General features: G+C 72.0%; 22 protein-coding genes. 18 read left to right on the top strand and 4 right to left on the bottom strand.

Annotated elements, in window-relative coordinates; genetic code table 11:
• Positions 1-59 precede the first annotated feature (59 nt).
• From VT50_RS09795 to VT50_RS09760, 8 genes are all read left to right on the top strand, one after another.
• Complete coding sequence (locus VT50_RS09795) at positions 60-1,058, top strand: 2-dehydropantoate 2-reductase (RefSeq protein WP_046086706.1); 999 nt, start codon at positions 60-62, stop codon at positions 1,056-1,058.
• Positions 1,059-1,085: 27 nt separating this feature from the next.
• Complete coding sequence (locus VT50_RS09790; protein ID WP_046086707.1) at positions 1,086-3,035, top strand: molybdopterin oxidoreductase family protein; 1,950 nt, start codon at positions 1,086-1,088, stop codon at positions 3,033-3,035.
• 2 nt (positions 3,036-3,037) lie between these two features.
• On the top strand, positions 3,038-4,876 hold the full coding sequence (locus VT50_RS09785; protein WP_046086708.1) for an NADH-ubiquinone oxidoreductase-F iron-sulfur binding region domain-containing protein: 1,839 nt from the start codon (positions 3,038-3,040) through the stop codon (positions 4,874-4,876).
• On the top strand, positions 4,873-5,745 hold the full coding sequence (locus VT50_RS09780) for a 2Fe-2S iron-sulfur cluster-binding protein (RefSeq protein WP_046086709.1): 873 nt from the start codon (positions 4,873-4,875) through the stop codon (positions 5,743-5,745). Before VT50_RS09785 ends, VT50_RS09780 begins: the two co-directional genes overlap by 4 nt.
• A 5-nt stretch (positions 5,746-5,750) precedes the next feature.
• Positions 5,751-6,617, top strand: coding sequence for a formate dehydrogenase accessory sulfurtransferase FdhD (gene fdhD / locus VT50_RS09775; RefSeq protein WP_046086710.1), 867 nt, complete (start codon positions 5,751-5,753; stop codon positions 6,615-6,617).
• A gap of 210 nt (positions 6,618-6,827) precedes the next feature.
• Positions 6,828-7,190 (top strand): MerR family transcriptional regulator, encoded by a 363-nt coding sequence (locus VT50_RS09770; RefSeq protein ID WP_046086711.1) that lies wholly within the window; start codon positions 6,828-6,830, stop codon positions 7,188-7,190.
• Positions 7,191-7,453: 263 nt separating this feature from the next.
• Positions 7,454-9,427 carry an exo-alpha-sialidase gene (locus VT50_RS09765; protein WP_420822182.1) on the top strand — a complete coding sequence of 658 codons (1,974 nt, stop codon included), beginning with the start codon at positions 7,454-7,456 and terminating at the stop codon, positions 9,425-9,427.
• Positions 9,428-9,520: 93 nt separating this feature from the next.
• Entirely contained in the window at positions 9,521-10,258 is a 738-nt protein-coding gene (locus VT50_RS09760; protein WP_046086713.1) for a class I SAM-dependent DNA methyltransferase, read from the top strand.
• A 2-nt stretch (positions 10,259-10,260) separates the two neighbouring features.
• On the opposite strand, the gene VT50_RS09755 is transcribed toward VT50_RS09760, so the two are convergent.
• The gene (locus VT50_RS09755; RefSeq protein WP_046086714.1) at positions 10,261-11,367 is read right to left on the bottom strand and encodes a bile acid:sodium symporter family protein; all 1,107 of its coding nucleotides are present in this window, start codon (positions 11,365-11,367) and stop codon (positions 10,261-10,263) included.
• A gap of 167 nt (positions 11,368-11,534) precedes the next feature.
• Here VT50_RS09755 and VT50_RS09750 point away from each other — a divergent pair, with 167 nt between their 5' ends.
• The 9 genes from VT50_RS09750 to VT50_RS09710 all read left to right on the top strand — a co-directional run bounded on the left by VT50_RS09750 (position 11,535) and on the right by VT50_RS09710 (position 21,248).
• The gene (locus VT50_RS09750; RefSeq protein WP_046086715.1) at positions 11,535-12,428 is read left to right on the top strand and encodes a LysR substrate-binding domain-containing protein; all 894 of its coding nucleotides are present in this window, start codon (positions 11,535-11,537) and stop codon (positions 12,426-12,428) included.
• 186 nt (positions 12,429-12,614) lie between these two features.
• Complete coding sequence (locus VT50_RS09745) at positions 12,615-14,441, top strand: AMP-dependent synthetase/ligase (protein ID WP_107424764.1); 1,827 nt, start codon at positions 12,615-12,617, stop codon at positions 14,439-14,441.
• A gap of 19 nt (positions 14,442-14,460) precedes the next feature.
• A complete protein-coding gene (locus VT50_RS09740) occupies positions 14,461-15,135 on the top strand; it encodes a hypothetical protein (RefSeq protein ID WP_046086716.1) in 675 nt (224 codons plus the stop codon).
• 58 nt (positions 15,136-15,193) lie between these two features.
• Complete coding sequence (locus tag VT50_RS09735; RefSeq protein ID WP_046086717.1) at positions 15,194-16,009, top strand: effector-associated domain EAD1-containing protein; 816 nt, start codon at positions 15,194-15,196, stop codon at positions 16,007-16,009.
• 79 nt (positions 16,010-16,088) lie between these two features.
• On the top strand, positions 16,089-16,919 hold the full coding sequence (locus VT50_RS09730) for an aldo/keto reductase (protein WP_046086718.1): 831 nt from the start codon (positions 16,089-16,091) through the stop codon (positions 16,917-16,919).
• A 183-nt stretch (positions 16,920-17,102) separates the two neighbouring features.
• Positions 17,103-18,278, top strand: a complete 1,176-nt coding sequence (locus tag VT50_RS09725; protein ID WP_046086719.1) for a S1 family peptidase — start codon at positions 17,103-17,105, stop codon at positions 18,276-18,278.
• Positions 18,279-18,462: 184 nt separating this feature from the next.
• On the top strand, positions 18,463-19,047 hold the full coding sequence (locus VT50_RS09720) for a sigma-70 family RNA polymerase sigma factor (RefSeq protein WP_079343802.1): 585 nt from the start codon (positions 18,463-18,465) through the stop codon (positions 19,045-19,047).
• The gene (locus VT50_RS09715) at positions 19,044-19,820 is read left to right on the top strand and encodes an anti-sigma factor (RefSeq protein WP_079343801.1); all 777 of its coding nucleotides are present in this window, start codon (positions 19,044-19,046) and stop codon (positions 19,818-19,820) included. Before VT50_RS09720 ends, VT50_RS09715 begins: the two co-directional genes overlap by 4 nt.
• A 60-nt stretch (positions 19,821-19,880) precedes the next feature.
• Positions 19,881-21,248, top strand: a complete 1,368-nt coding sequence (locus tag VT50_RS09710; protein ID WP_046088198.1) for a cryptochrome/photolyase family protein — start codon at positions 19,881-19,883, stop codon at positions 21,246-21,248.
• A gap of 19 nt (positions 21,249-21,267) precedes the next feature.
• Here the strand turns inward: VT50_RS09710 and VT50_RS09705 are convergent, their stop codons facing one another.
• Positions 21,268-21,579: a 4a-hydroxytetrahydrobiopterin dehydratase gene (locus VT50_RS09705; RefSeq protein ID WP_046088199.1), complete on the bottom strand. Its 312-nt coding sequence runs from the start codon at positions 21,577-21,579 to the stop codon at positions 21,268-21,270.
• 81 nt (positions 21,580-21,660) lie between these two features.
• Here VT50_RS09705 and VT50_RS09700 point away from each other — a divergent pair, with 81 nt between their 5' ends.
• Positions 21,661-22,464 carry a helix-turn-helix domain-containing protein gene (locus VT50_RS09700; protein WP_046088200.1) on the top strand — a complete coding sequence of 268 codons (804 nt, stop codon included), beginning with the start codon at positions 21,661-21,663 and terminating at the stop codon, positions 22,462-22,464.
• A 34-nt stretch (positions 22,465-22,498) separates the two neighbouring features.
• Here VT50_RS09700 and VT50_RS09695 read toward each other — a convergent pair whose 3' ends face one another.
• Positions 22,499-22,870, bottom strand: a complete 372-nt coding sequence (locus VT50_RS09695; protein WP_046088201.1) for a nuclear transport factor 2 family protein — start codon at positions 22,868-22,870, stop codon at positions 22,499-22,501.
• Between the two features lie 137 nt (positions 22,871-23,007).
• Positions 23,008-24,471 (bottom strand): glycine betaine/L-proline transporter ProP, encoded by a 1,464-nt coding sequence (gene proP / locus VT50_RS09690; RefSeq protein WP_046088202.1) that lies wholly within the window; start codon positions 24,469-24,471, stop codon positions 23,008-23,010.
• Between the last annotated feature and the right edge of the window lie 56 nt (positions 24,472-24,527).

Genomic DNA, 24,527 nt, shown 5'->3' with positions numbered 1-24,527 from the left:
AATATTCAGTCGACGACACTCACACGCTCGGTCCCCTCAACCGAACGGAGAGTCCCACCATGAAAGTCGCAGTAGTCGGCGCCGGTGCGATCGGCGCCTTCGTAGGAGCCGCGCTGCACCGCGCGGGCGCCGAGGTCCATCTGCTCGCCCGTGGCCCGCATCTGGCGGCGCTGCGGGCGGGCGGCGTGGTGGTGCGCAGCCCCCGTCCGGACCTGGGCTTCACCGCGCACCCGGCCGCCACCGACGATCCGGCCGACATCGGCCCCGTCGATTACGTCTTCCTGGGCCTGAAGGCCACCTCGTACGCGGCGTGCGGGCCGCTCGTACACCCCCTGCTCCATGACCGTACGGCCGTCATCGCGGCCCAGAACGGAATCCCCTGGTGGTATTTCCACGGGCTCGACGGCCCGTTGGCGGGCCACCGGATCGAATCCATCGACCCGGGCGGCGCGGTCTCGGCCACGCTCCCCCGAAGACGCGCGATCGGCTGTGTCGTCTACGTGGCCACCGAGATCGAAGCGCCCGGCGTCGTACGCCACTTGGAGGGCACCCGCTTCTCCATCGGCGAGCCCGACGGCAGCGTCTCCCGGCGCTGCCTCGAGTTCAGCGAGGCGATGTCCGCGGGCGGGCTCAAATGCCCCGTCGAGCGCGATCTGCGCGAGGACATCTGGATCAAGCTGCTCGGCAACATCTCCTTCAACCCGATCAGCGCGCTCGCCCGCGCCACCATGGGCCAGATCTGCCGCCACTCCGACACCCGCGCGCTGGTCGAGGCGATGATGCGGGAGACGCTCGCCGTCGCCGCCGCCGTCGGCTGCCGCCCCGCCATCTCCATCGAGCGGCGGCTGGCCGGGGCCGAGCGCGTCGGCGACCACAAGACCTCGACCCTCCAGGACCTGGAGAAGGGCAAGCCACTCGAACTCGACGTACTGCTCGCCGCCGTCGTCGAACTCGCCGGTCTCACCGGCACCCCCGTGCCCACCCTGCGCGCCGTGCACGCCCTCGCCGATCTGCTCTCGGCGACCAGCACCGGCGCCGGCCTTCCGGACGCCGCATGACGGCGTGACCGCCGTAAGGAGCCCGTCGTGGCCCGTAACCGCCAGCGCAACCGACAGCAGAAGCACTACCCGCGGCTCACCCACCCCCTGGTGCGGGACTCGGTGAGCGGAGAGCTCCGCCGTGCCTCCTGGGACGAGGCGCTCAGCCGGGCCGCCGCCGGGTTCCGGGCCGTGACGGCGGCCCACGGGCCCGACGCGTTCGGCATGTTCTCCTGCGCCCGCGCCACCAACGAGATGAACTACGTGGCCCAGAAGTTCACCCGGGTGGTGATCGGCACCAACAACGTCGACTCCTGCAACCGCACCTGCCACGCGCCCAGCGTGGCCGGGCTGTCCGCCGTCTTCGGCTCCGGCGGCGGCACCTCGTCGTACGGGGAGGTCGAGGACACCGACCTCATCGTGATGTGGGGCTCCAACGCCCGCTTCGCGCACCCGATCTTCTTCCACCACGTCCTCAAGGGCATCCGCAACGGCGCCCGGATGTACGCCGTCGATCCGCGCCGCACCTCGACCGCCGAATGGGCCGAGAGCTGGCTGGGGCTCAACGTGGGCACCGACATCCCGCTCGCCCACGCCGTGGGCCGCGAGATCATCCACGCGGGACTCGCCAACCGGGCCTTCATCGAGCGCGCGACCACCGGCTTCGAGGAGTACGCGGCCCATGTGGAGCCCTGGACGCTGGGCGTCGCCGAGAAGGTCACCGGCGTCCCCGCGGACGCCATCCGCGACCTCGCGCACGCCTACGCCACCGCCGAGCGCGCCCAGCTGTGCTGGACGCTCGGTATCACCGAACACCACAACGGCACCGACAACGTCCGGGCGCTGATCAACCTCTCCCTGCTGACCGGCCACGTCGGCCGGTACGGCAGCGGACTCCAGCCGCTGCGCGGCCAGAACAACGTGCAGGGCGGCGGCGACATGGGCGCCATCCCCAACCGGCTGCCCGGCTTCCAGGACATCCTGGACCCGCCCGTCCGCTCCAAGTTCGAGCGCGCCTGGGACGTGGTCATCCAGCCGCGCTACGGGCTGAACCTCACCGAGATGTTCGAGGCCATGGAGGCGGGCGCACTGCGCGCCGTCTACTGCGTCGGCGAGAACCCGGCCCAGTCCGAGGCCGACACCGAACAGGCCGTCCGGCGGCTGGAGTCGCTGGAGCACCTGGTGGTGCAGGACATCTTCCTCACCAAGACCGCCGAGCTGGCCGATGTGGTGCTCCCGGCGACCGCCGGCTGGTGCGAGACGGAGGGCACCACCACCAACAGCGAGCGGCGCGTCCAGCGGGTGCGCAAGGCCGTGGAGCCGCCGGGCGAGGCGCGCGAGGACATCGACATCATCTGCGAGCTGGCGCGGCGGCTGGGCCACGACTGGAAGTTCGAGGGCGCGGAGGAGGTCTGGAACGAGCTGCGCGACGTCTCCCCGGACCACTTCGGCATGACCTACGAGCGGCTGGAGGAGCACCAGGGCATCCAGTGGCCCTGCCCCAGCACCGACCGTCTCGAGCCCACCTATCTGCACGGCCGCCTCTGGGAGAGCGATCCCGCGCAGCGCGGCCCGCTCGCCCCCTTCGGGCCGGTGAAGCACGATCCGCCGGTCGATCTGACCGATGACGCCTTCCCGATCCGGCTCACCACGGGGCGGCGCCTGGACTCGTACAACACCGGGGTGCAGAGCGGCGGTTTCGCCTCTCCGCTGCGGCGCGGCGAGTACATCGAGCTGTGCCCGGAGGACGCGGCCCGCTACCGGGTGGAGGCCGAGGAGCGGGTGCGGGTCACCTCGCGGCGCGGTTCGGTGGTGGCGCCGGTGTGGATCGACCCCGGGCTGCGGCCGGGGCTCGCCTTCATGACCATGCACTTCCCCGACGAGGTGGACACCAACTCCCTGACGATCGAGGCGAACTGCCCCATCGCGGGGACGGCGGAGTTCAAGGCGTCGGCCATAAGGGTCGAGAAGATTCCCGTGACCGCCGTAAGGAGCTGATCGTGGATCTGCGGTTCGGTGACAGCAAGCCCACGGACGAGGAGCGGACGGCGGTCGACGCGCTGCTCGGCCCGCCCGGGTCCGCCTGGGAGGGCGCGGACGACCGTACGGACGCGGATCTGCGCTGGGCGCGTGGCGGCCGGGAGGCACGGGAGCGGCGCGATCTGCTGTTGCCCGGGCTGCACGCCCTCAACGACCGGGTGGGCTGGATCAGCGAGGGCGGCCTGGACTATCTCTGCCGCCGGCTGACGGTCCCCCCGGCGGAGGGCTACGGGGTGGCGACCTTCTACGCGATGTTCGCGGTGAAACCCCGTCCGGCGACCGTCGTCCACGTCTGTACGGATCTGGCGTGCGCGGCCCGGGGCTCCGCCGAGGTGTGCGCGCAGCTCGAACGGGCCGTGGGCCCCGCGGGCTCGGCCGGGTCCGGGGCCGTCTGGCAGCCCAGCCCGTGCCTGGGCCTGTGCGAGCGCGCCCCGGCGGCCCTGGCGATCCGCGCGGGCGAGACCCCGCAGACCGCGGTGGTCGCCCCCGCCACCGCCGGGGCGGTGGCCGACGCGGCGTCGGCGCCGCACGAGGCGGCGGCCGAGCCGCCCGCGGTGGCCGCGGTCCCCCAGACCGGCGCCGAGGGCCTGGTGCTGCTGCGCCGGGTCGGGGTGGTGGACCCGGGGTCGCTGGACGACTACCGCGCCCACGGCGGATACGCGGCGCTGCGGCGGGCGTTCGCGCTCGGGCCCGCCGGGGTGATCCGGGAGGTGACCGAGGCCGGTCTGGTCGGGCGGGGCGGGGCCGCGTTCCCGACCGGGCGGAAGTGGTCGGCCACCGCCCAGCAGCCCGACCACCCGCACTACCTGGTCTGCAACGCCGATGAGAGCGAACCGGGCACCTTCAAGGACCGGGTCCTGATGGAGGGCGATCCCTACGCGCTCATCGAGGCCATGACGGTCGCGGGCTACGCCACCGGGGCCCACCGCGGGTATCTGTATCTGCGCGGCGAGTACCCCCGGGCGCTGCACCGGCTGCGCACCGCCATCGACCGGGCCCGGGCCCGTGGCCTCCTCGGTGAGGACGTCATGGGCCAGGGGTTCGCGTTCGACATCGAGATCCGGCGCGGCGCGGGCGCGTACATCTGCGGCGAGGAGACAGCGATCTTCAACTCGATCGAGGGGCGGCGCGGGGAACCGCGCAGCAAGCCGCCCTTCCCGGTCGAGAAGGGGCTGTTCGGCAAGCCGACCGCGGTCAACAACGTGGAGACCCTGGTCAATGTGTTGCCGATCCTGATCGACGGCGCCCAGGCGTATGCGCGTACCGGCACCGACACCTCCACCGGCACCAAGCTGTTCTGCGTCTCCGGCACGGTCGCCAGGCCCGGCGTCTACGAGCTGCCGTTCGGGGCGACGCTGCGGGAGCTGCTGGAGCTCGCGGGGCCGCCCGAGACCCTGCGCGCGGTGCTGCTCGGCGGCGCGGCGGGCGGCTTCGTGCGCCCCGACGAGCTGGATGTGCCGCTGACCTTCGAGGGCACGCGCGCCGCGGGCACCACGCTCGGCTCGGGGGTGGTGCTGGTGCTGGACGAGAGCGTCGAGCTGCCGCGCGTCCTGCTGCGCATCGCGGAGTTCTTCCGCGACGAGTCCTGCGGCCAGTGCGTCCCCTGCCGGGTGGGCACCGTACGGCAGGAGGAGGCGCTGCACCGGCTCAAGGACCGTACGGGCGCCGCCGCGGCCGGGGACATCGCGCTGCTGCGCGAGGTCGGCCGGGCCATGCGGGACGCCTCGATCTGCGGTCTGGGCCAGACCGCCTGGAACGCCGTGGAGTCCGCCATCGACCGCCTGGGAGCCTTCAAGTGACCGCGATACCGCTGCGACCCCCGCGCCGACTGGTCGACCTCACGCTGGACGGCGAGCCGGTCCGCGCCCCGGAGGGCAGCACCCTGCTGGACGCGTGCCGCGCCGCGGGCAAGGACGTCCCGACCCTGTGCCAGGGCGACACCCTCACCCCGAAGAACGCCTGCCGGGTGTGTGTGGTGGAGGTCGAGGGCGCCCGCACCCTCGCCCCCGCCTGCTCCCGACGGGTGGAGCAGGGCATGGAGGTGCGCACGGACACCGAGCGGGCCCGGCACAGCCGTAAGGTCGTCCTGGAGCTGCTGGCCTCCTCGACCGATCTGTCCACGACCCCGCGTGCCGCCGAGTGGATCGAGGAGTACGGGGCCGAGCCGGACCGCTTCGGCGCGGACGCCGCCCGGGTGGCCGAGGAGCCCAAGGTCGACAACGACCTGTACGTCCGCGACTACGACAAGTGCATCCTCTGCTACAAGTGCGTGGACGCCTGTGGCGAGCAGTGGCAGAACACCTTCGCGATCGCGGTCGCGGGCCGCGGCTTCGACGCCCGGATCTCCACCGAGCACGACGCGCCCCTCACCGACTCCGCGTGCGTCTACTGCGGCAACTGCATCGAGGTGTGTCCGACCGGCGCGCTGAGCTTCAAGACGGAGTTCGACATGCGGGAGGCGGGGACGTGGGACGAGACGGCGCAGACGGAGACCACCACGGTGTGCGCCTACTGTGGTGTGGGCTGCAATCTCACCCTCCATGTGCAGGACAATGAGATCGTGAAGGTCACCTCGCCGCACGACAATCCCGTGACCCACGGGAACCTGTGCATCAAGGGCCGCTTCGGCTACCAGCACGTACAGAACCACGCACAGAACCGGGACTGATCGACATGGGACGGGTCACCGAGCGACGCCGCGTCATCCGCATCCGGGACGGGGCGGTCAGCACCCGGCCGGACACCCTCGTGGCGGAGGAGCCGCTGGAGATCCGGCTGAACGGCAAGCCACTGGCGATCACCATGCGCACTCCGGGCGACGACTTCGCCCTCGCCGCCGGGTTCCTGGTGAGCGAGGGCGTCCTCGGGCGCGCGGACGAGCTGGCGAACATCGTCTACTGCGCGGGCGCCACCCAGGACGGTTCCAACACCTACAACGTGGTGGATGTGACCCTGGCCCCGGGCGTGCCGGTCCCTGACATCACCCTCGAGCGCAATGTCTACACCACCTCGTCCTGCGGTCTGTGCGGCAAGGCCAGCCTGGACGCGGTGCGGACGACGGCCCGCTGGCCGCTGGCGGACGGCCCCGGGGACGCCGGGGGCCCCGCCGTCCGGATCGAGCCGGGGACGCTCTCCGCGCTCCCGGACCGGCTCCGCGCGGCGCAGCGCGTCTTCGACCGGACCGGCGGTCTGCACGCGGCGGCGCTGTTCACCCCGGACGGTGAGCTGCTGGACCTGCGGGAGGACGTGGGGCGGCACAACGCGGTGGACAAGCTGGTGGGGCGGGCGCTCCAGCAGGGCCTGCTGCCGCTCTCGGGGTCGGTGCTGATGGTCTCCGGGCGCGCCTCCTTCGAGCTGGCGCAGAAGGCCGTGATGGCGGGGATCCCGGTCCTGGCGGCGGTGTCGGCGCCCTCCTCGCTGGCGGTGGACCTGGCGGCGGAGACGGGGCTGACCCTGGTCGGCTTCCTCCGCGGCACCTCGATGAACGTGTACGCGGGCGAGCAGCGGCTCGCCCTGCGGACAGCGGTTGGCGGGGCCTGAGGAGCGGTCCGCCCGCTGCACGGGTTGGCGGGCCGGCCGACGGGGAGCGCCCCCTGCGTCGGCCGGTCCCCACCGGGCCCTCCGGCCCGGCAGCCCGTCGGCCCAGCCTGGCCGGCCCCGAGCACCCGGAGCACCCGGCCGAAGCCCGCAGCCCGTAAACTCTGACAGCCGTTGGAGGGTTCGGTGGGTTGCGGTCGCGAGGAGGGGACCATGCGGATCGGCGAGCTGTCCCGCCGCACCGGGGTGAGCGAACGGCTGCTGCGCTACTACGAACAGCAGGGCCTGCTCCGGCCCGAGCGGCTGCCCAGCGGCTATCGCACCTACCGGGCGTCCGATGTGGCGGTGGTGCGGCGCATCCGCGCGCTGCTGGCCGCCGGGCTGTCGACGGCGACCATCTCCCAGGTCCTGCCCTGTCTCCGTGACGACGGTGAGCACCTTGTGCCCACCTGCCCGGACCTGCTGGGCGAACTGCGCGCCGAGCGGGACCGGATGACCTCGGCCATCGAGGATCTCGAGCTGTCCCGCTCGCTGTTGGACCGGGTCATCACCGCGGGTCAGAGCGCCCTGAGCTGACCGAGGCGGGGCCTCACCCGGGGGCGGGCACCGTCCCCTCGCGCCGCGTCCCCACCTCAACTGGCCCGGCCGCACGAGGATATGACGCACGATCCTTGTCCAGGGGGACCACCGGAGGAGACACTTTCAGCCGCAGTTATGTGTGAGACATGGGATGTCTTGATGTCCTGACGGCATGGTGCCTCATGGCGTGATGTCCGACGGTCCCGACACATCCAGATGCCGGTGCCTCAACGAGGCAGTCTGAAGGGCAGGCCGTGACCATGGCGTCAGTTCTCCGCACACATCCCCGCACCAGACCACCCCGCCCCCGTACCAGACCGTGGCGGCGCCGCGCCGCCGTGCTCCTCACCGCCGCGGCGCTGGCCCTTACCCCGCTTCCGGTTCGGGCCGCGGACACGGATTCCTCCGCGTCCGCGGCCCGCGCCGACTCCGGCTTCGAGCAACAGGTCCTCTTCAAGTCCGCCCAGGAGCAGGGCTACTCCTGCTTCCGGATCCCGGCGGTCGTCAAGGCCAAGGACGGCACCCTGCTCGCCTTCGCCGAGGGCCGGGTGGACAACTGCGGTGACGCCGGGGACATCGACCTGGTCCTCAAGCGCTCCACCGACGGCGGCCGCACCTGGGGCCCGCTCCAGGTGGTCAATGACGGCGGCGGTGACACCCACGGCAACCCCGCGCCCATCGTGGACCAGCGCACCGGCCGCATCGTGCTCGCCAGCACCTACAACACCGGCCGCGATGACGCCCAGGGCTGTGACGTCCCCTGTGACCGCTCCCCGCACCTGCAGTACAGCGATGACAACGGCGCCACCTGGTCCGCGCCGCGCGATCTGACCTCCTCGCTGATGCCCGACCAGTGGAACTCCTGGTACGCCACCGGACCCGTCCACGGCATCCAGCTCCAGCGCGGACGCCACAAGGGCCGCCTGGTCTTCACCCTCAACGCCGAGAGCTTCAGCGGCGGCCGCGTCACCGACAACCACGCCGCGCTCGCCTACAGCGACGACGGCGGCAACCGCTGGCGCATCGGCGCGGTGGACAGCTACCCGATCGCGGCGGACGGCACCTTCCGCCAGAAGCCGTCCGAGATGACGCTGGTGGAGCGAGCCGACGGCTCGATCTACGTCAACGCCCGGGAGCAGGACGGCACCGATCTCGGCCACCGCGACTACGCCATCAGCCGGGACGGCGGCCAGAGCTTCACCGCGCCCTTCCGCGCCATCCCCGATCTGCCCACCCCCCAGGTGCAGGGCTCGGTCCTGCGGCTGCGCGACCCGGCCCGCGACGGCTACAGCAGGCTGCTCTTCTCCGCCCCCGCCGACCCCGACCGCCGCCGTACCATGATGGTCCGCTCCTCCTGGGACGAGGCCCGCACCTGGGACGGTGTGGACCGCGGCAAGGTCATCACCACCGACTGGTCCGGCTACTCCGACATGGCCGCGATCTCCCGTGACACGGTGGGGCTGCTGTACGAGGGCGGTGCGGTGGACGCCCGCGACGAGATCCGCTTCGCCCGCTTCACCGAGGCGTGGCTGGGCTCCCGTCAGCCGCCCTCCCCCACCACCGACGACCGCGCGCCCGGCGCCCGGTCGGCGACCGTGCTCGGCGGTGCGGCGGGCCGTGACGACGGCCGGTTCGGCGACGCGCTGTCCTTCGACGGCACGGACGACGCGGTACGGGTCCCGTACCGTAACGTCCTGCCGCTGGGCACCCGCGACTTCACCGTGAGCCTGTGGTTCCGCTACTCGGCCGCCTCCGGGCAGCATCCGTTCCTGTGGATGGGCGGCATCGGCGAGAAGCAGCCGCAGGTCTGGCTGCGGGGTGAGCCCGAGAGCAACCGGATCCGGGCGCTGATGACCACGGTCAACGGCTTCGCCACCTTCACCAGCGCCTCGGTGTCCACCAACGCCGCGTACAACGACGGGCAGTGGCACCACCTCGCCCTGGTCCGCGGCGGCGGACGGCTCTCCCTCACCGTGGACGGCGGCACCGCGGTCACCGCCCCCGACGCCCCGGGCACCGTGAGCCGCGGCGCGCCCTTCGGACTCCACCTCGGCCAGGCCGTGGACAACCGCTCCCGCATGACGGGCGATCTCGATGAGTTCCGCCTGTACGCCCGCGCCCTGTCCGACACCGAACTGCGCCGTGTCCGCGAGTTCAACGCCCCACTCGACGGCCCCCGCTCCGGCGCCCTCGTCCGCCTCCCCCTCGACCATGTGCGGTCATCCCACGGTTAGGGATGTCCGGCGGGTCTTCCCCCTGCCCGCCCCTGTCACGCGGCGGAGCCCCATACCGATGCCGCGGGAAGGGGACCCGTAGGGTAGGCGGCCGTGACCGAAGCCGACTTCTTGCACTCCACGCGGGCGTCCTACGACGCCATGGCCATCGACTACGACGAGCGCTTCCGCGATGAACTGGCGGCCCAGCCCCTGGAACGGGCGGTGTTCGCCGGGTTCGCCGAGCTGGTGCGGAACGCCGGGGGCGGACCGGTGGCCGATGTGGGCAGCGGACCGGGCCGGGTGACCGCGCATCTGAACGGTCTGGGGCTGTCCGTGTACGGGATCGACCTGTCGCCGCGGATGGTGGAGCTGGCCCGGCGGGAGCACCCAGGGCTGCGGTTCGAGGAGGGGTCGATGCTGGCCCTGGACATCCCGGACGGCACCCTCGCCGCCGTGGTGGCGTGGTACTCGACGATCCACATTCCGCAGGAGCGGCTGCCGGATGTGTTCGCCGAGTTCCACCGGGTGTTGAAGCCCGGTGGATACGCGCTGGTGGGCTTTCAGGTGGGCGATGAGCCAAAGGCCTACACGGAGGCGTTCGGCCATCAGGTGTCGCTGACCTTCCGCCGGTGGCAGCCGGGCCGGATCGCCGAGCTGCTGGCCGCGGCCGGACTGCCGGTCCGCGCCCGGACCGTACGGGAACCGGAGCGCTGGGAACCGACCCCGCAGGCGTCCCTCATCGCCCGCAAGCCACTGCCGCCCGCCGACGACCAGACCGCCGACGGCGAGACCGCGGTAGGCCAGGCCGCCGAAAACCAGGCCGCCGGAAGCCGGGCCGCCGGAAGCTGACGTCAGACGCGGCTCAGCACGACATCGGCATCGCCCGCGCCGCCCGCGGAGCCCGTGCCATCCGCAAGCGCCCGGCCCTCGGGCCGGTGTCCGGCTCCCGTCTCCGCCGCTTCCGGCGCCCGCGCCGCGAAGCGGCGGGCCAGCACCGCGCAGACCATCAGCTGCAGCTGGTGGAAGAGCATCAGCGGCAGCACCGCCAGGCTCGCCTGGGCGCCGAAGAGCACACTCGCCATCGGCAGCCCGGCGGCCAGGCTCTTCTTCGACCCCGCGAACACGATCGTGATCCGGTCCTCGCGGACGAAGCCCAGCTTCCGCGAGCCGTACGAGGTGAGCGTGAGCATCACCGTGAGCAGGACCGCCTCGACACCGAGCAGGATCGCCAGCCGCGCCGGGGTCACCTGGTGCCAGATCCCACGGACCATGCCCTCGCTGAACGCCGCGTAGACCACGAGCAGCACCGAGCCCCGGTCGACCAGCCGCAGCACCACCCGGTGGCGTGAGATGAAGCCGCCGATCCAGCGGCGCAGCAGCTGACCGGCGAGGAAGGGGGCCAGCAGCTGAAGCCCGATCTTGATCATCGAGTCGGCCGAGAAGCCCCCTCCGCCGCCGCCCAGCAACAGCGCGACCAGCACCGGGGTGACCACCACGCCGAGCAGGCTGGAGAAGGAGCCCGCGCAGATCGCGGCGGCCACATTGCCCCGGGCGATCGAGGTGAAGGCGATGGAGGACTGGACCGTGGAGGGCACCAGGCACAGGAAGAGCAGCCCGGTGTAGAGGGGGTGGGTCAGCACATACGGCACCAGGCCGCGCGCGGCCAGCCCGAGGCCCGGGAAGATGACGAACGTGCACACCAGCACGGTCAGATGGAGCCGCCAGTGGCGCACTCCGTCCAGCGCCTCCCGGGTGGAGAGCCGGGCGCCGTAGAGGAAGAAGAGGAAGGCGACCGCGACCGTGGTGGCCCCGTCGGTGACGGTGGCGGCCCGGCCGCTGACCGGGAGCAGCACGGCGAGCGCCACGGTGCCGATGAGTCCGAGGATGAAGCCGTCCAGGGGAAGCCAGGAGGGAAGGGCGGGAAGGGCGATCTTGCGCAGGTGCGGGCGGTGCGGCATTCGTTCTCTTTCTCGCTCTTTCTGGCCTGGTTTCTCGTTCGTTCTCGCCTGGCGTCGGACACGGACGGGGCCCGTTCCATAGTGCTCCCGATCTAGGCCATCGGGAATCCCGCATACCGCTCTGACTGTCATCGCCGTCCGTGATGGCCCGGCGTACAGTGGTCGCCATGTACGACCCCGCCCAGCTCCGGACGTTTCTCGCGGTGTCCCAGACCCTCAGCTTCACCCAGGCCGCCGACCGCCTCGGGGTGCGCCAGTCCACCGTGAGCCAGCAGGTGCGCAAGCTGGAGGCGGCCGTGGGGCGGCAGCTGTTGGCCCGCGACACCCACGGGGTGGAGCTGACCGAGGACGGCGAGGCGATGCTGGGGTTCGCCCGCTCGATCCTGGAGGCGAACGAGCGGGCGGCGAGCTGGTTCCGGGGCACCCGGCTGCGCGGCCGATTGCGGTTCGGCGCCTCGGAGGACTTCGTGGTGACCCGGCTGCCGGAGATCCTGGAGGGGTTCCGCCGCGACCACCCCGAGGTGGATCTGGAGCTCAGCGTCGAGCTGTCGGGCACCCTGCACGAGCGGCTGGAGGCGGGCAAGCTGGATCTGGTGCTGGCCAAGCGGTCCGAGGACCGGCCGGGCGGCCAGCTGGTGTGGCGGGACCGGCTGGTGTGGATCGGCGCCGAGCGGCTGCGGCTGGATCCGGACCGTCCGCTCCCCCTGATCGTCTTCCCGCCACCGGGCCTCACCCGGGCCCGCGCACTGGATGTGCTGGAGCGGCACGGCAGGTCATGGCGGATCGTATGCACCAGCGGCAGCCTCAACGGCCTGGTCGCCGCGGCCCGTGCCGGACTCGGGGTGATGGCCCACACCCAGGGCCTGGTTCCGCCGGGCCTGGCGCCGGTCCCCGAACGGGCGGGGCTGCCCGACCTCGGCCCGGTGGATTTCGTGCTGCTGTACGGAAGGCGTCGGCAGGAGGGCGCCTCACACCTGGCGGCGGAGCGACTCGCCGCCGCGATCCTGGCGGGGCCTGTGCCACGATCGGAGAGATTTCGTGCAGAAGACCGTTACATATGAGCCACACACGCGGCGCATAGGACCAGACTCCACGCAATCCGCCCTCGTCGGCGCCTGATTGATACCCTTTCACCTCACTGTCCGCCCGGCAATCCGTGCGTTCCGGGCACAAAACACCTCTCCCGCATTGGGTGTCCGATCGGGTACGGTCGCGGCGCTGTGCCCAGCGGCTTCAAGGAGCAGGTATTGCGCGAGTTCACCGTCCCCCCGTTGGCGACGCCGCCTCAGGCCGGAGGACTGGCGGACGCCGTCTTCGACCATGCGGACTCCGACCCGCTCCGGGTTGCCCTGGCGCGCAAAACGGCGGACGGCGGCTGGCAGAACGTGACCGCGGGCCAGTTCCGGGACGAGGTGACGGCGCTCGCCAAGGGCCTGCTTGCCCGTGGCGTCCGATTCGGCGACCGCGTCGCCATCATGTGCCCCACCCGCTATGAGTGGACGCTCTTCGACTTCGCCCTGTGGACCATCGGCGCCCAGAGCGTGCCGCTGTACCCCACCTCCTCCGCCGAGCAGGTCTGCTGGATGCTGCATGACGCGGGGGTCTCCGCCTGTGTCGTGGAGCATGAGGACCACGCGATGACGGTCGGCTCGGTGGTCAACCGGCTGCCGCAGCTGAGACAGCTGTGGCAACTGGACGCCGGGGCGCTGGAAGAGCTGCTGGCGGCCGGCGAGTCCGTCGAGGACGACCTGGTGGAACGGCACCGGCAGGCCGTGACGCCCGAGCAGCCCGCGACCATCATCTACACCTCGGGGACCACCGGCCGCCCCAAGGGCTGTGTGATCACCCACGCCAATCTGATAGCGGAGTGCGACAACATCGTCGAGCGGTACGAGGAGGCCTTCCACTCCAAGCGCGGCGATGAGGCCGCCACCCTGCTCTTCCTCCCGCTCGCCCATGTCTTCGGCCGGATGGTGGAGGTCGCCGCCATCCGCGGCAAGGTCAAGCTCGGCCACCAGCCCAGGCTCTCGGCCGCCGCGCTGCTGCCCGATCTGAAGACGTTCCAGCCGACCTTCATCCTCGCGGTGCCGTACATCTTCGAGAAGGTGTACGCGGCGGCGCGCCGCAAGGCCGAGGTGGAGGGCAAGCTGGGGGTCTTCGAGAAGGCCGTGGACGTGGCGGTGCGGTACGCGGAGGCGCAGGAGGCCAAGGCGTTCGGCACCGGGCCGGGTCCGGGCGCGGCGCTGCGGGTGCAGCACCAGTTCTTCGAGAAGGCGGTCTACGGCAAGGTGCGCGCCGCGATGGGCGGCCGGGTGCGGCACGCGATGTCGGGCGGTTCGGGCATGGAGCGGCGGCTCGGCCTGTTCTTCGCGGGTGCGGGCGTCGTCATCTACGAGGGCTACGGCCTCACCGAGTCCACCGCCGCCGTCACCGCCAACCCTCCCGAGCAGACCCGCTTCGGCACGGTCGGCGTGCCGATCCCCGGCACCACGGTGCACATCGCGGACGACGGGGAGGTGTGGCTGCGCGGCGGCCAGGTCTTCGACGGCTACCTCGGCGACCCCAAGTCGACCGACGCGGTGCTGCGCGACGGCTGGCTGGCCACCGGCGACCTGGGCACGCTGGACGACGAGGGCTATCTGACCATCACCGGGCGGAAGAAGGAGATCCTGGTGACCTCCGGGGGCAAGACCGTCTCCCCGGTGGGCCTGGAGGAGCGGGTGCGGGGGCACCCGCTGGTGGCCCAGTGCATCGTGGTGGGCAATGACCGCCCGTATGTCGCGGCGCTGGTCACCCTGGACCCGGAGGCGGTCGCGCACTGGCTGACGATGCGCGGCAAGCCGGAGCTGCCGCCGGGCGAGCTGGTCCGGGACCCCGATCTGGAGACCGAGATCCGGCGGGCGGTGGTCGCGGCGAACACCACCGTTTCGCAGGCGGAGTCGATTCGTACGTTCCGGATACTTGCCGCGCAGTTCTCCGAGGAGCATGGTCTCCTGACGCCTTCGCTGAAACTGAAGCGTAAGGCCATCGAACAGGCGTACGCCGTCGAGGTCGAGGCGCTGTACACCACCTGAGCCGCGAAGGGGGCACGAAATGATCGATGTCATTCTCCCCGAACTTCCCGAACGTGAGCTGGCCCTGCTGTCCGAGGAGGCACCCCAGCCCAGCGGCCCGAGGCTGGCCGGGCGGGTCGTCCTGGGCGGGCCGGTGGCCGCACCGGTCACGGCCGACCTCGTCGGGCCCGATCCCGAGCTGCTGGACTTCCTCCGCACCGAGGCGGACAACGCCGTCTATCACCTGCTGCATCTGTCGGTGACCTGCGCCCGGGACGCGCCGGACCCCGCCCTGCACTCGGTCAATCTCGATCTCAGCCTCACGGCGGAACCGGTGCGGCGGGGCACCGCGGCCTTCCAGCCGGTGGCCTGGTCCATGACCCCGCACCAGCTCACCGCCGGGGTGACGGCACCGGCGCCCGCGGCCCACCTCGGCCCGCGGCTCGGGTTCCAGGACGGCGCCGGCACGGCGTACGGCGAGCGGGTCTGTCTGGAGGCGCGGCGGGAGCTGCGCTCCGATCCGGGCTGGGAGATCCGGCACACCTCCGGGGCGCGCATCGGCGGGACGTACCGGCTGGCCATGGTGGTGCGGGCGCCGCGCGGGGCGGTGAGCCGGGCGGCGGTCGCGGTGGGCGCCACGGTGCGCGAGGGGCACACCCTGCACCGCTTCCGGGAGGAGCTCGAGGAACCGCTGCACCTGGCCGCGCTGCAGTAGGGACGCCAGCGGGAGGGCACAGAGCGGTACGAACACGGGCGAGGAGCGGCGGAACACGGTGGACGGCCAGGACGGGGACGGGCATCCGGCGCTGACGGCCGGGGAGCTCGGGGAGTTGGCCCGGGTCTTCCCGCCCGGCCCGTCCGCCGTGGCGCTGCTGCGCAGAGCGGGCTTCCCCGCCGAGCACGTACCGGCGGCGGCCACGACGGCCGGGGAGTTCTGGTCCGCGGTGGCCGGGGCGGTCGCCGCGGGCCGGGTGGCGGACGGCAGGCTGCGCGTCCTGGCCGCCGCCTGTGTCTCCTATCCGCACAACGAGGTGTTCCGCACCGCCTTACGGGCGCGGCCGGGCGGGCGGGTGATCCGGCGGGTGCTGGTGACCGGCGCCACTCCGGGCGGCCAGGAGTTAGCCGCGGTCCAGCGGGCGGCCCGTGGCACCCTGACGGTGGACCGGTGCCCCGCCGAGGCCGCCGCCGATCTGCGGCGGGTCCTCACCGTACGCCCGGATGTGCTGCATCTGGTCTGCCGCCGTGAGGGGCGCGGGCTGGTCTTCGAGGACGGCGACGGGCGGGCGCATCACACAGCGGCCGAGCGCCTGGCCGGGCTGCTGGCCGTCTACCGCCGGCTGACCGGCACCCCACTGCCCGGTGTGGTGCTCGGCTGTCCCGACGGCGCACCGCTGGCCGGGCTGTTCGCCGGGGCGGCCGAGGTGGTCGTCGCCCACCGGGGGCGGCTGGACGGCGCGGCGTCGGCGGCCTTCGCGGGCGGGCTCTACGGTCTGCTGGCCGAGGCGCCCACGCTGGAGCGGGCGGCGCGGCGGGCGGCGGAGCGCCTCGGGCGGGACGGGGTGGTCATCCTGCGCGGGCGACCCTGGTGAACGGGAATGACGGCGGGCCGTTGACCGTTGTAGTAATGGGAAGCACCCCATCCACATCCGACGTTAGGATCGACTGCTCGTGAGCAAGGTCCCCTCAATCACGCTCAACAACGGCGTACGGATGCCGCAGCTCGGCTTCGGTGTCTGGCAGATCCCGGACGACGAGGCGCAGGTCGCGGTGCGCAACGCACTGGACGCCGGGTACCGCAGCATCGACACGGCCGCGATATACGGGAACGAGGAGGGTACGGGGAAGGCGCTCGCCGCGTCGGGCGTCCCGCGCGAGGAGCTGTTCGTCACCACCAAGCTCCAGAACGCCGACCAGGGGTACGACTCGACCCTGCGCGCCTTCGACACCTCGCTGACCAAGCTGGGCCTGGAGTATGTGGACCTGTACCTGATCCATTGGCCGCTGCCCGGGGTCGACAAGTACGTGGAGACCTGGAAGGCGTTCGAGAAGATCCACTCCGAGGGCCGCGCCAAGGCCATCGGCCTGTCCAACTTCCACGCCGCCCACACCCAGCGGCTGCTCTCCGAGACCTCGGTCGTCCCGGTGATCGACCAGATCGAGCTGCACCCGCAGCTGCCGCAGGCGGAGCTGCGCGCCTTCAACGCCCGCCATGACATCGCCACCGAGGCGTGGTCCCCGCTGGGCCAGGGCAAGGGCCTGCTGGAGGACCCGAAGCTGGCGGCGATCGCCGGGAAGCACGGGAAGACCCCGGCCCAGGTGGTGCTGCGCTGGCATCTGGACCTGGGCAACGTGGTGATCCCCAAGTCCGTGACCCCATCGCGGATCAAGGAGAACATCGACGTCTTCGACTTCCAGCTGGACTCGGAGGACCTGGCGGCGATCGACTCCCTCGACACCGGCAACCGTCTGGGCTTCGACCCGGAGACCTTCAACGGCTGAGCCCGACCGCGCCACCGGCTCCGCAACCATCCCGCCCCGTCGCGTCCCCGCGGCGGGGCGGACCCATGGGCAGCCCACCGAGACCCATGGGCGGCCCACCGAGCGCGGCACGTCCCCGGCAATTACGCTTGGCGCCCAGATGGGCACACAGCGTGACCACATCCCTAGCCGAGGAGACCGAAGATGTCCCGCAGACGCCGTCACGGCCTTGAGCTGGCCGCCGGTTGTACCGTCGCGATAGCCGCCCTCTTCCTGGGGAGCGGCATACCCGCGGTGGCCGACCCCGGTGAACCCTCCCCCCGCCCCCGGAGGGAGGTGCCCCCCGAGATGCTGGCCTCGATGCAGCGCGATCTGGGCCTGACGGCCGATGAGGCGCGGATGCGGATATCCAACGAGTACCGGGCCGGTGAGGCCGAACCCGGTCTGCGCAAGAGCCTGGGCGGCTCCTACGGCGGCGCGTGGGTGTCCGGCAACACCGCCGAACTCACCGTGGCCACCACCGATGAGGAGCAGAGCGGCACCATCACGGCGGGCGGCGCCAAGGCCGCCGTCGTCAAGCACAGCCTCAAGGCCCTGGTCGACGCCAAGCAGGCGCTGGACCGCACCGCCTCCGAGCGCTCCCCGGCCGCCGATGTCGTCTCCGCCTGGTACGTGGACGTCAAGACCAACAGCGTCGTGGTGCAGTCGGCCCAGCCCACCGAGGCGGCGGCCTTCGTCGAAGCGAGCGGCGCGGACCCCGAGGTGGTACGGGTCGTGAAGTCGGCCGAGCGGCCGGGCCCGCTGTACGACCTGCGCGGCGGCGAGGCGTTCTACATCAACGACACGGCCCGCTGCTCGATCGGCTTCACCGTGGCCAAGGCCGACCAGAACGGCTTCGTCACCGCAGGTCACTGCGGCAGCAAGGGCGACACCACCGCCGGCTTCAACCGGGTGGCGCAGGGCACCTTCCAGGGCTCCAGCTTCCCCGGCAATGACTACGCATGGGTGGCCACCAACGCCGACTGGACCCCGCAGCCCTGGGTGATCGGCCCCGAGGGCACCAATGTCACCGTCACCGGCTCCCAGGAAGCGCCGGTTGGCTCGTCCGTCTGCCGCTCCGGCTCGACGACCGGCTGGCACTGCGGCACCATCCAGCAGCACGACACCAGCGTGCAGTACCCGCAGGGCACGGTCCGTGGGGTCACCCGCACCAACGTCTGCGCCGAACCGGGCGACTCCGGCGGCTCGTTCATCTCGGGCAGCGAGGCACAGGGCGTCACCTCCGGCGGCTCCGGCAACTGCACCACCGGCGGCACGACGTACTTCCAGCCGGTGAACCCGATCCTGACCGCCTACGGGCTCACCCTCACCACCGGCTGAGGCCCGGCGCCGGGGCCGCCGCGGCCGTACGGACCACGGCGGCCTCACGCGTGTCCGGCACGGCTCGACGTTCAACGGCACTCCTTGACGTGTTCGGAGCACCTTGACCAATCCGCACCCGTCCGGGCGACGAATGGGGTACGACACCTCCGTGTGCGCCGCATCGTTCCCGGAAGGACGGCCCGTGAGAGAACCCGTGTACATCGGCGGACCCGCCGCGCGCGGACCGGACCTCGAAGAGCTGCTCCAGCTGGTGGCCCGCGGGGACCAGAACGCGTTCGGAACCCTCTACGACGCCGTCAGCGGGCCGGTCCTGGGGCTGACCCGCAGTCTGCTGCGCGACCCGGCCCAGGCCGAGGAGGTCACCCAGGAGGTCCTGGTCGAGGTGTGGCGGTCCGCGGCGCGGTTCGACCCGGGCCGGGGCAGCGCCATGGCCTGGATCATGACGGTGGCACACCGGCGCGCCGTGGACCGGGTGCGCTCGGCGCAGGCCGCCTCCGACCGCGAGGAGCGCGCCGCGCTGCTGTCGCGCACCCCGGCGTTCGACGAGGTGACCGAGCAGGTGGAGGCCAGGCTCGAGCGCGAGCAGGTGCGCCGGTGCATGCGGACGCTGACCGAGCTGCAGCGGCAGTCGGTGACGCTCGCCTACTACCGGGGCCGCTCCTACCGTGAGGTGGCGGAGCTGCTGTCGCTGCCGCTCGGGACCGTGAAGACCAGACTCAGGGACGGGCTCATCCGGCTCAGGGACTGTCTGGGGGTCGGCGCATGACCAGGGCGGATCTGCACACCTTGACCGGGGCGTACGCGGTGCACGCCCTGTCGGGGCGGGAGTTGGGCGAGTTCGAGCGGCATCTGGCGGTCTGTGACGCCTGCCGTCAGGAGGTACGGGAGCTGCGGGAGACCGCCGCCAGGCTGGCGGTGGCCTCGTCCCTGGCACCGCCACCGACGATGAAGGACGATGTGCTGCGGCGGATCGCCACGGTCCGCCAGGAGCCGCCCCGGCTGGCGGCGCGGGAGACCCGGGAGTCCCACGCGGGCCCCCGGCGGCGCACCGGGCGGCGGGCCGTGAACGTCGCGCTGGCGGCCTGTGTGGCCGCTGCCGCCGTATGCGGCGGGGCCGCGGTGTGGCAGTACCGGCAGGCGTCCGACGCCCGTGACACCGCCCGCCGCTCCGAGCAGCGGGCGGCCCGGGCGGAGGAGCTGACCCAGGTGCTGGCCGCGCCCGACGCGCACAGCCGCAGCGGGCGGATGACCGGCGGCTCGACCGGCACGGTGGTGGTCTCGCGCGGGCTGGACAAGGCGGTGTTCCTCGCCTCGGGGCTGCCCGAACCGCCCGCCGGGCGGATCTACCAGCTGTGGTTCAGCGACGGCGGCACGATGCGCCCGGCCGGTCTGCTGGACTCCTCGGGCCGGAGCACGGCGGCGGTCATGAGCGGCGCGGTCGGGAAGGCGTCGGCCATGGGGGTGACGGTCGAGCCCGCCGGAGGGTCGAGGGCCCCGACGGGCGATCCGCTGGTCCTGTTGGCGTTCCCCTCGGCGTGACCGGGTGAAAGGGGGCGGGGAGTGGCCGATCCGCGGTGCCGGGTGGGGTAAGGGAGAGGGATGAGCAGCACGTCCCTCTCCGTCTTCACCTCCGATCTGCGGCTGTCCGACAACCCCGTACTGCGCGGCGCGCTCCGCTCCGCCGAGCGGGTCGTGCCGCTGTTCGTCGTGGACCGCGGCCTGGCCCGGACGGGGTTCGCGGTCCCCAACCGGGTGGCGTTCCTGGCCGACGCCCTGGCCGATCTCGACGCGGGGCTGCGCGAGCGGGGCGGGCGGCTGGTGGTACGCCGGGGGGAGGTGGTGGCGGAGATCCTGCGGGCGGTGCGGCAGGCGGACGCGGACGAGGTGCACATCGCGGGCGGGGTGAGCGGCTACGCCGCCCGTCGCGAACGGCGGCTGCGCGAGGCGCTGGAGGCCGACGGACGGCGGCTGCGGGTGCACGGCGCGGTGGTGACGGCGGTGGAGCCGGGCGAGGTGACCCCGGCGGGCAAGGACCACTTCGCGGTCTTCACCCCGTACTTCCGCGCCTGGCAGCGGGCCGGGCAGCGCAGGCCGCTCAGCCCGCCGCGCACGGTGAGCGTGCCGTCCGGGCTCCGCTCGGAGCCGGTGGCGGCGGTCACCACACTCGCCCCGGGCAGCGCCTCCCCCGGGCTGCCCGAGGGCGGCGAGACGGCGGGCCGCCGCCGGATGCGCTCCTGGTGGCGGTCGGGCTTGCGGAGTTACGCCGACCGGCAGGACGACCTGGCGGGCGACGCCACCTCCCGGCTCTCCCCGTATCTGCACTTCGGCTGTCTGTCCCCGGTGGAGCTGGTGCACCGGGCGCGGGAGGCGGGCGGCGCGGGCGCCGACGCGTTCGTACGGCAGCTGGCCTGGCGGGACTTCCACCACCAGGTGCTGGCCGCCCGGCCGGACGCCGCGTACACCGACTACCGTACGCGGGGCGATCGGTGGCGCGGGGAGGCGGCCGAGGTCGCGGCCTGGAAGGCGGGGCGCACCGGCTATCCGCTGGTGGACGCCGGGATGCGGCAGCTGCGCCACGAGGGCTGGATGCACAACCGGGCGCGGCTGCTGGTGGCGAGCTTCCTCACCAAGACGCTCTACCAGGACTGGCGGACCGGCGCCCGGCACTTCCTGGAGCTGCTGGTGGACGGGGACGTGGCCAACAACCAGCTGAACTGGCAGTGGGCGGCGGGCACCGGCACCGACACCCGCCCGAACCGGGTCCTCAATCCGCTGGCGCAGGCCCGGCGGTTCGACCCGGACGGCGCGTATGTGCGGCGCTGGGTGCCGGAGCTTGCCGGGGTGACCGGCTCCGGCGTCCACACGCCCTGGCGGCTGCCGAAGGCCGAGCGGGACCGGCTGGACTACCCGGACCCGATCGTGGACCTCCAGGAGGGTCTGGCCCGCTTCCGGCACGCCCGGGGGTGACCGGGCGCCGCCGGGCCGGTCAGTCGGCGCGGGCGCCGTGCTGCGGGGCGATCTCCTCGATCCGCCCGGCGAGCTCGAAGTCCAGCGCGGTCACCTTGCCGCCGACACTGTGGGTGTTCACCGTGACGGCCACCTTGTTGTAGCCGAGGGTGAGATCGGAGTGGTGGTCAAGCTCCTCCTGGATGGTGGCGATCTCCGCCACCAGCCCGGCCGCCTGCGGATGGCCCTTGAACACATACGTACGCAAGAGCCGGTCGTCCGCGAACGACCAGCCGGGAAGCTGCTCAAGACGCCCCTGGATCTCCTGGTCGGTAAGCGGCTCGACGGCCATGACACATCCCTTCGTCGCGGGTGAACCGGTGGCCCTTCCACCCTGCCACGGGCCCCGCCCGGCGTCGGCTACCTTCGGGTCATGACGACTGCCGCGCCGCCCCGGGTGGGCACACTGCTGCGCGAGTGGCGGGACCGCCGCCGGATCAGCCAGCTGGAGCTCGCGCTGCGCGCCGACTCCTCGGCCCGCCACATCAGCTTCATCGAGACCGGCCGGTCGCGGCCCAGCCAGGAGATGGTGCTCCGGCTCGCCGATCACCTCGACGTCCCCGTGCGCGAGCGCAACGCCCTGCTGATCGCCGCCGGTTACGCCCCGCACTATCCGGAGCGGTCGGTGGACGATCCGTCGATGAGCGCCCTGCGCGACTCCCTGGAGCGGCTGCTGACCGGCTATGAGCCGTATCCGGCGCTCGTGGTGGACGGCACCTATGGGGTGCTGGCGGCCAACCGGGGCATCGCCGCGCTTCTGGAGGGGGTGGCGGAGCATCTGCTGCGGCCCCCGCTGAACGCGATGCGCCTCACCCTCCACCCCGAGGGGCTGGCCCCGCGCATCCGCAACCTCCGCGAGTGGCGTGGCCATCTGCTGGACCAGATGGACCGGCAGCTGGCGCTGATGCGCTCCTCGCCGCTGCGTGCGCTGTACGACGAGGTGGCGGCCTATCCGCTGCCCGAGAGCGGCGACCGGGAGACGGCGACCGCCGGTGACACCCCGCCCTTCGCGCTGCCGATGATGATCGAGCACGGCGGGCGGGTGCTGTCGTTCATCTCGACGATCGCGACCTTCAACACCCCCATGGACGTCACGGTCTCCGAGCTGGCCATCGAGACCTTCCTCCCGGCCGACCCGGAGACCGCCGCCGCACTGGGCCGGCTGAGCCAGCCCTAGGGGCGCGGTTTCAGCCGCTCGTCAGGGCGCGGCTTCAGCCGCTTGCGGGGACCCGGTCCAGGAAGGCGAGGACGGAGCGGATCCGGCCGTCCCCGGCCAGGGTGATCGCATCGGTCCCGGCGACCGGGGCGGAGCCGTCGGCCGTCGAGACCAGTTCCCAGCTGAAGCGGGCCGTGTCGTGGTGGCCGTCCACGGCGCCGGTGAGCCGGAACTCATGGCCGGGGAACTGCTTCTGGGCCCCGGCGATGACGGCGGCCAGCTGCTCATGGCCGCGCGCCTCCGCCAGCGGGTCGGTGTAGCCGCCCTCCTCGGTCCAGGCGGCGGCCACCGCCTTGGCGAGGGCTTCGGGGCCGGTGGCGTTCCACGCCTCGAAGTAGCGGGCGACGGCGGTGTCGTACTGCGTCATCTGGTCACTCCTCCATGAAATCCCCTGGTGGGAACGGGCCCCGGACTGGAGGACGCCGGCCCGGAACCCGATGCCTCAACCCTGCCGCCGCCCTGCGCGGGGGTCGATTACCGCCGGGGTAATGGAGGCGGGGTGACTCAGGACCGCTGGGACTCCACGAGCGCGATGGCCTCCTCCTTGGTGGCCACGGCGGGCGGCGAGCCCTCCAGCGGCTTGCGGGCCGTCTCCTTCATCACGGCGGCGGCGATGATGCCGACGACCGCCGCGAGCATCGTGTAGTAGGCGGGCATCAGATCGTCCCCGGTGCTGCTGATCAGTCCCTCGGTCACCAGCGGCGTGGTGCCGCCGAAGAGCGAGACGGAGATGTTGAGGGCGATGGAGAGCGAGCCGTAGCGCACATTCGTCGGGAAGAGCGCGGGGAGCGACGCGGACATCACACTCACATAGGGCAGCAGACACAGCCCCAGGAGCAGCAGCCCGGCGAAGACCGGGACGATCCCGCCCTGCTTGATGAGCAGGAAGCAGGGCACCGCGAGGACCAGGAAGCCGACCGAACCGGCCATCAGCACGGGCTTGCGGCCGATGCGGTCGGAGAACCGGCCGACGAAGGTGATGGCCGCCATCAGCACCACCATCACGATGATGATCGAGACCAGGGCGCTGGTGCTGCTGTAGTGGAGGGTGTCCGACAGATACGTCGGCATGTAGGACAGCAGCATGTAGTCGGTGATGTTGTACGCGGCGACCAGTGCGATGCACAGCGCCATCGCACGCCACTGGGTGCGGAACACCTGCCAGAACGGCAGGCTTTCGCGCTCGGACGCGTTGGTGGAACCCTCGTCCTCCAGCTTCTGGAACGCGGGGGTGTCATCCAGTTTCAGCCGCAGATACAGACCGACCAGCCCGATCGGCGCGGCGACCAGGAACGGAATGCGCCAGCCCCAGGAATCCATCGAGGAGTCGGCGAGCGTCACGGTCAGGATGGTCACCAGTCCCGCCGCCGAGGTGTAGCCGATCAGCGTGCCGAACTCCAGAAAGCTGCCGTAGTAGCCGCGGCGCTTGTCGGGCGCGTACTCGGCGATGAAGGTCGAGGCGCCGCCGTATTCCCCGCCGGTGGAGAAACCCTGGAGCATACGGAACAGGATGAGCAGCGCGGGCGACCAGAAGCCGATGGCGGCATAGCTGGGGATCAGTCCGATGGCGAGCGTGCTGGACGCCATCATGATCATGGTGAAGGACAGCACCTTCTTACGGCCGATCCGGTCGCCGAGCGGCCCGAAGAACAAACCTCCCACGGGACGGACCAGAAAGGCCACCGCGAAAGTCGCGAGGGAGGAGAGAACCTGGGCCGTGTCATTTCCGGATGGAAAGAACACTTTACCGATGGTGACCGCGAGATAGCTGTAGATCCCGAAGTCAAACCATTCCATGGCGTTTCCCAGCGCGGCCGCCTTCACCGCTTTCCGGACGGTCTTCTCCTCGGTGACCGTGATGTCGCTCCGACGCAGTGGAGGGTTCTTGCGTCGCTGGACGGCACGCCAGAGCAGGCGGTGCCGTGAGGGCGCGGACGCGGAGGCTTCGACATCGGTTGGGACAGGCACAAGCAACTCTTTTCAGTGGACAGGCCTGTTGCGCGTACCCGACGATCGCCGCGGCA

Source organism: Streptomyces antioxidans, from assembly GCF_000968685.2.
Classification (GTDB): domain Bacteria; phylum Actinomycetota; class Actinomycetes; order Streptomycetales; family Streptomycetaceae; genus Streptomyces; species Streptomyces antioxidans.
The sequence above is the reverse complement of the archived record's forward strand: the minus strand, read 5'-3'. Positions and strand labels throughout refer to the sequence as shown.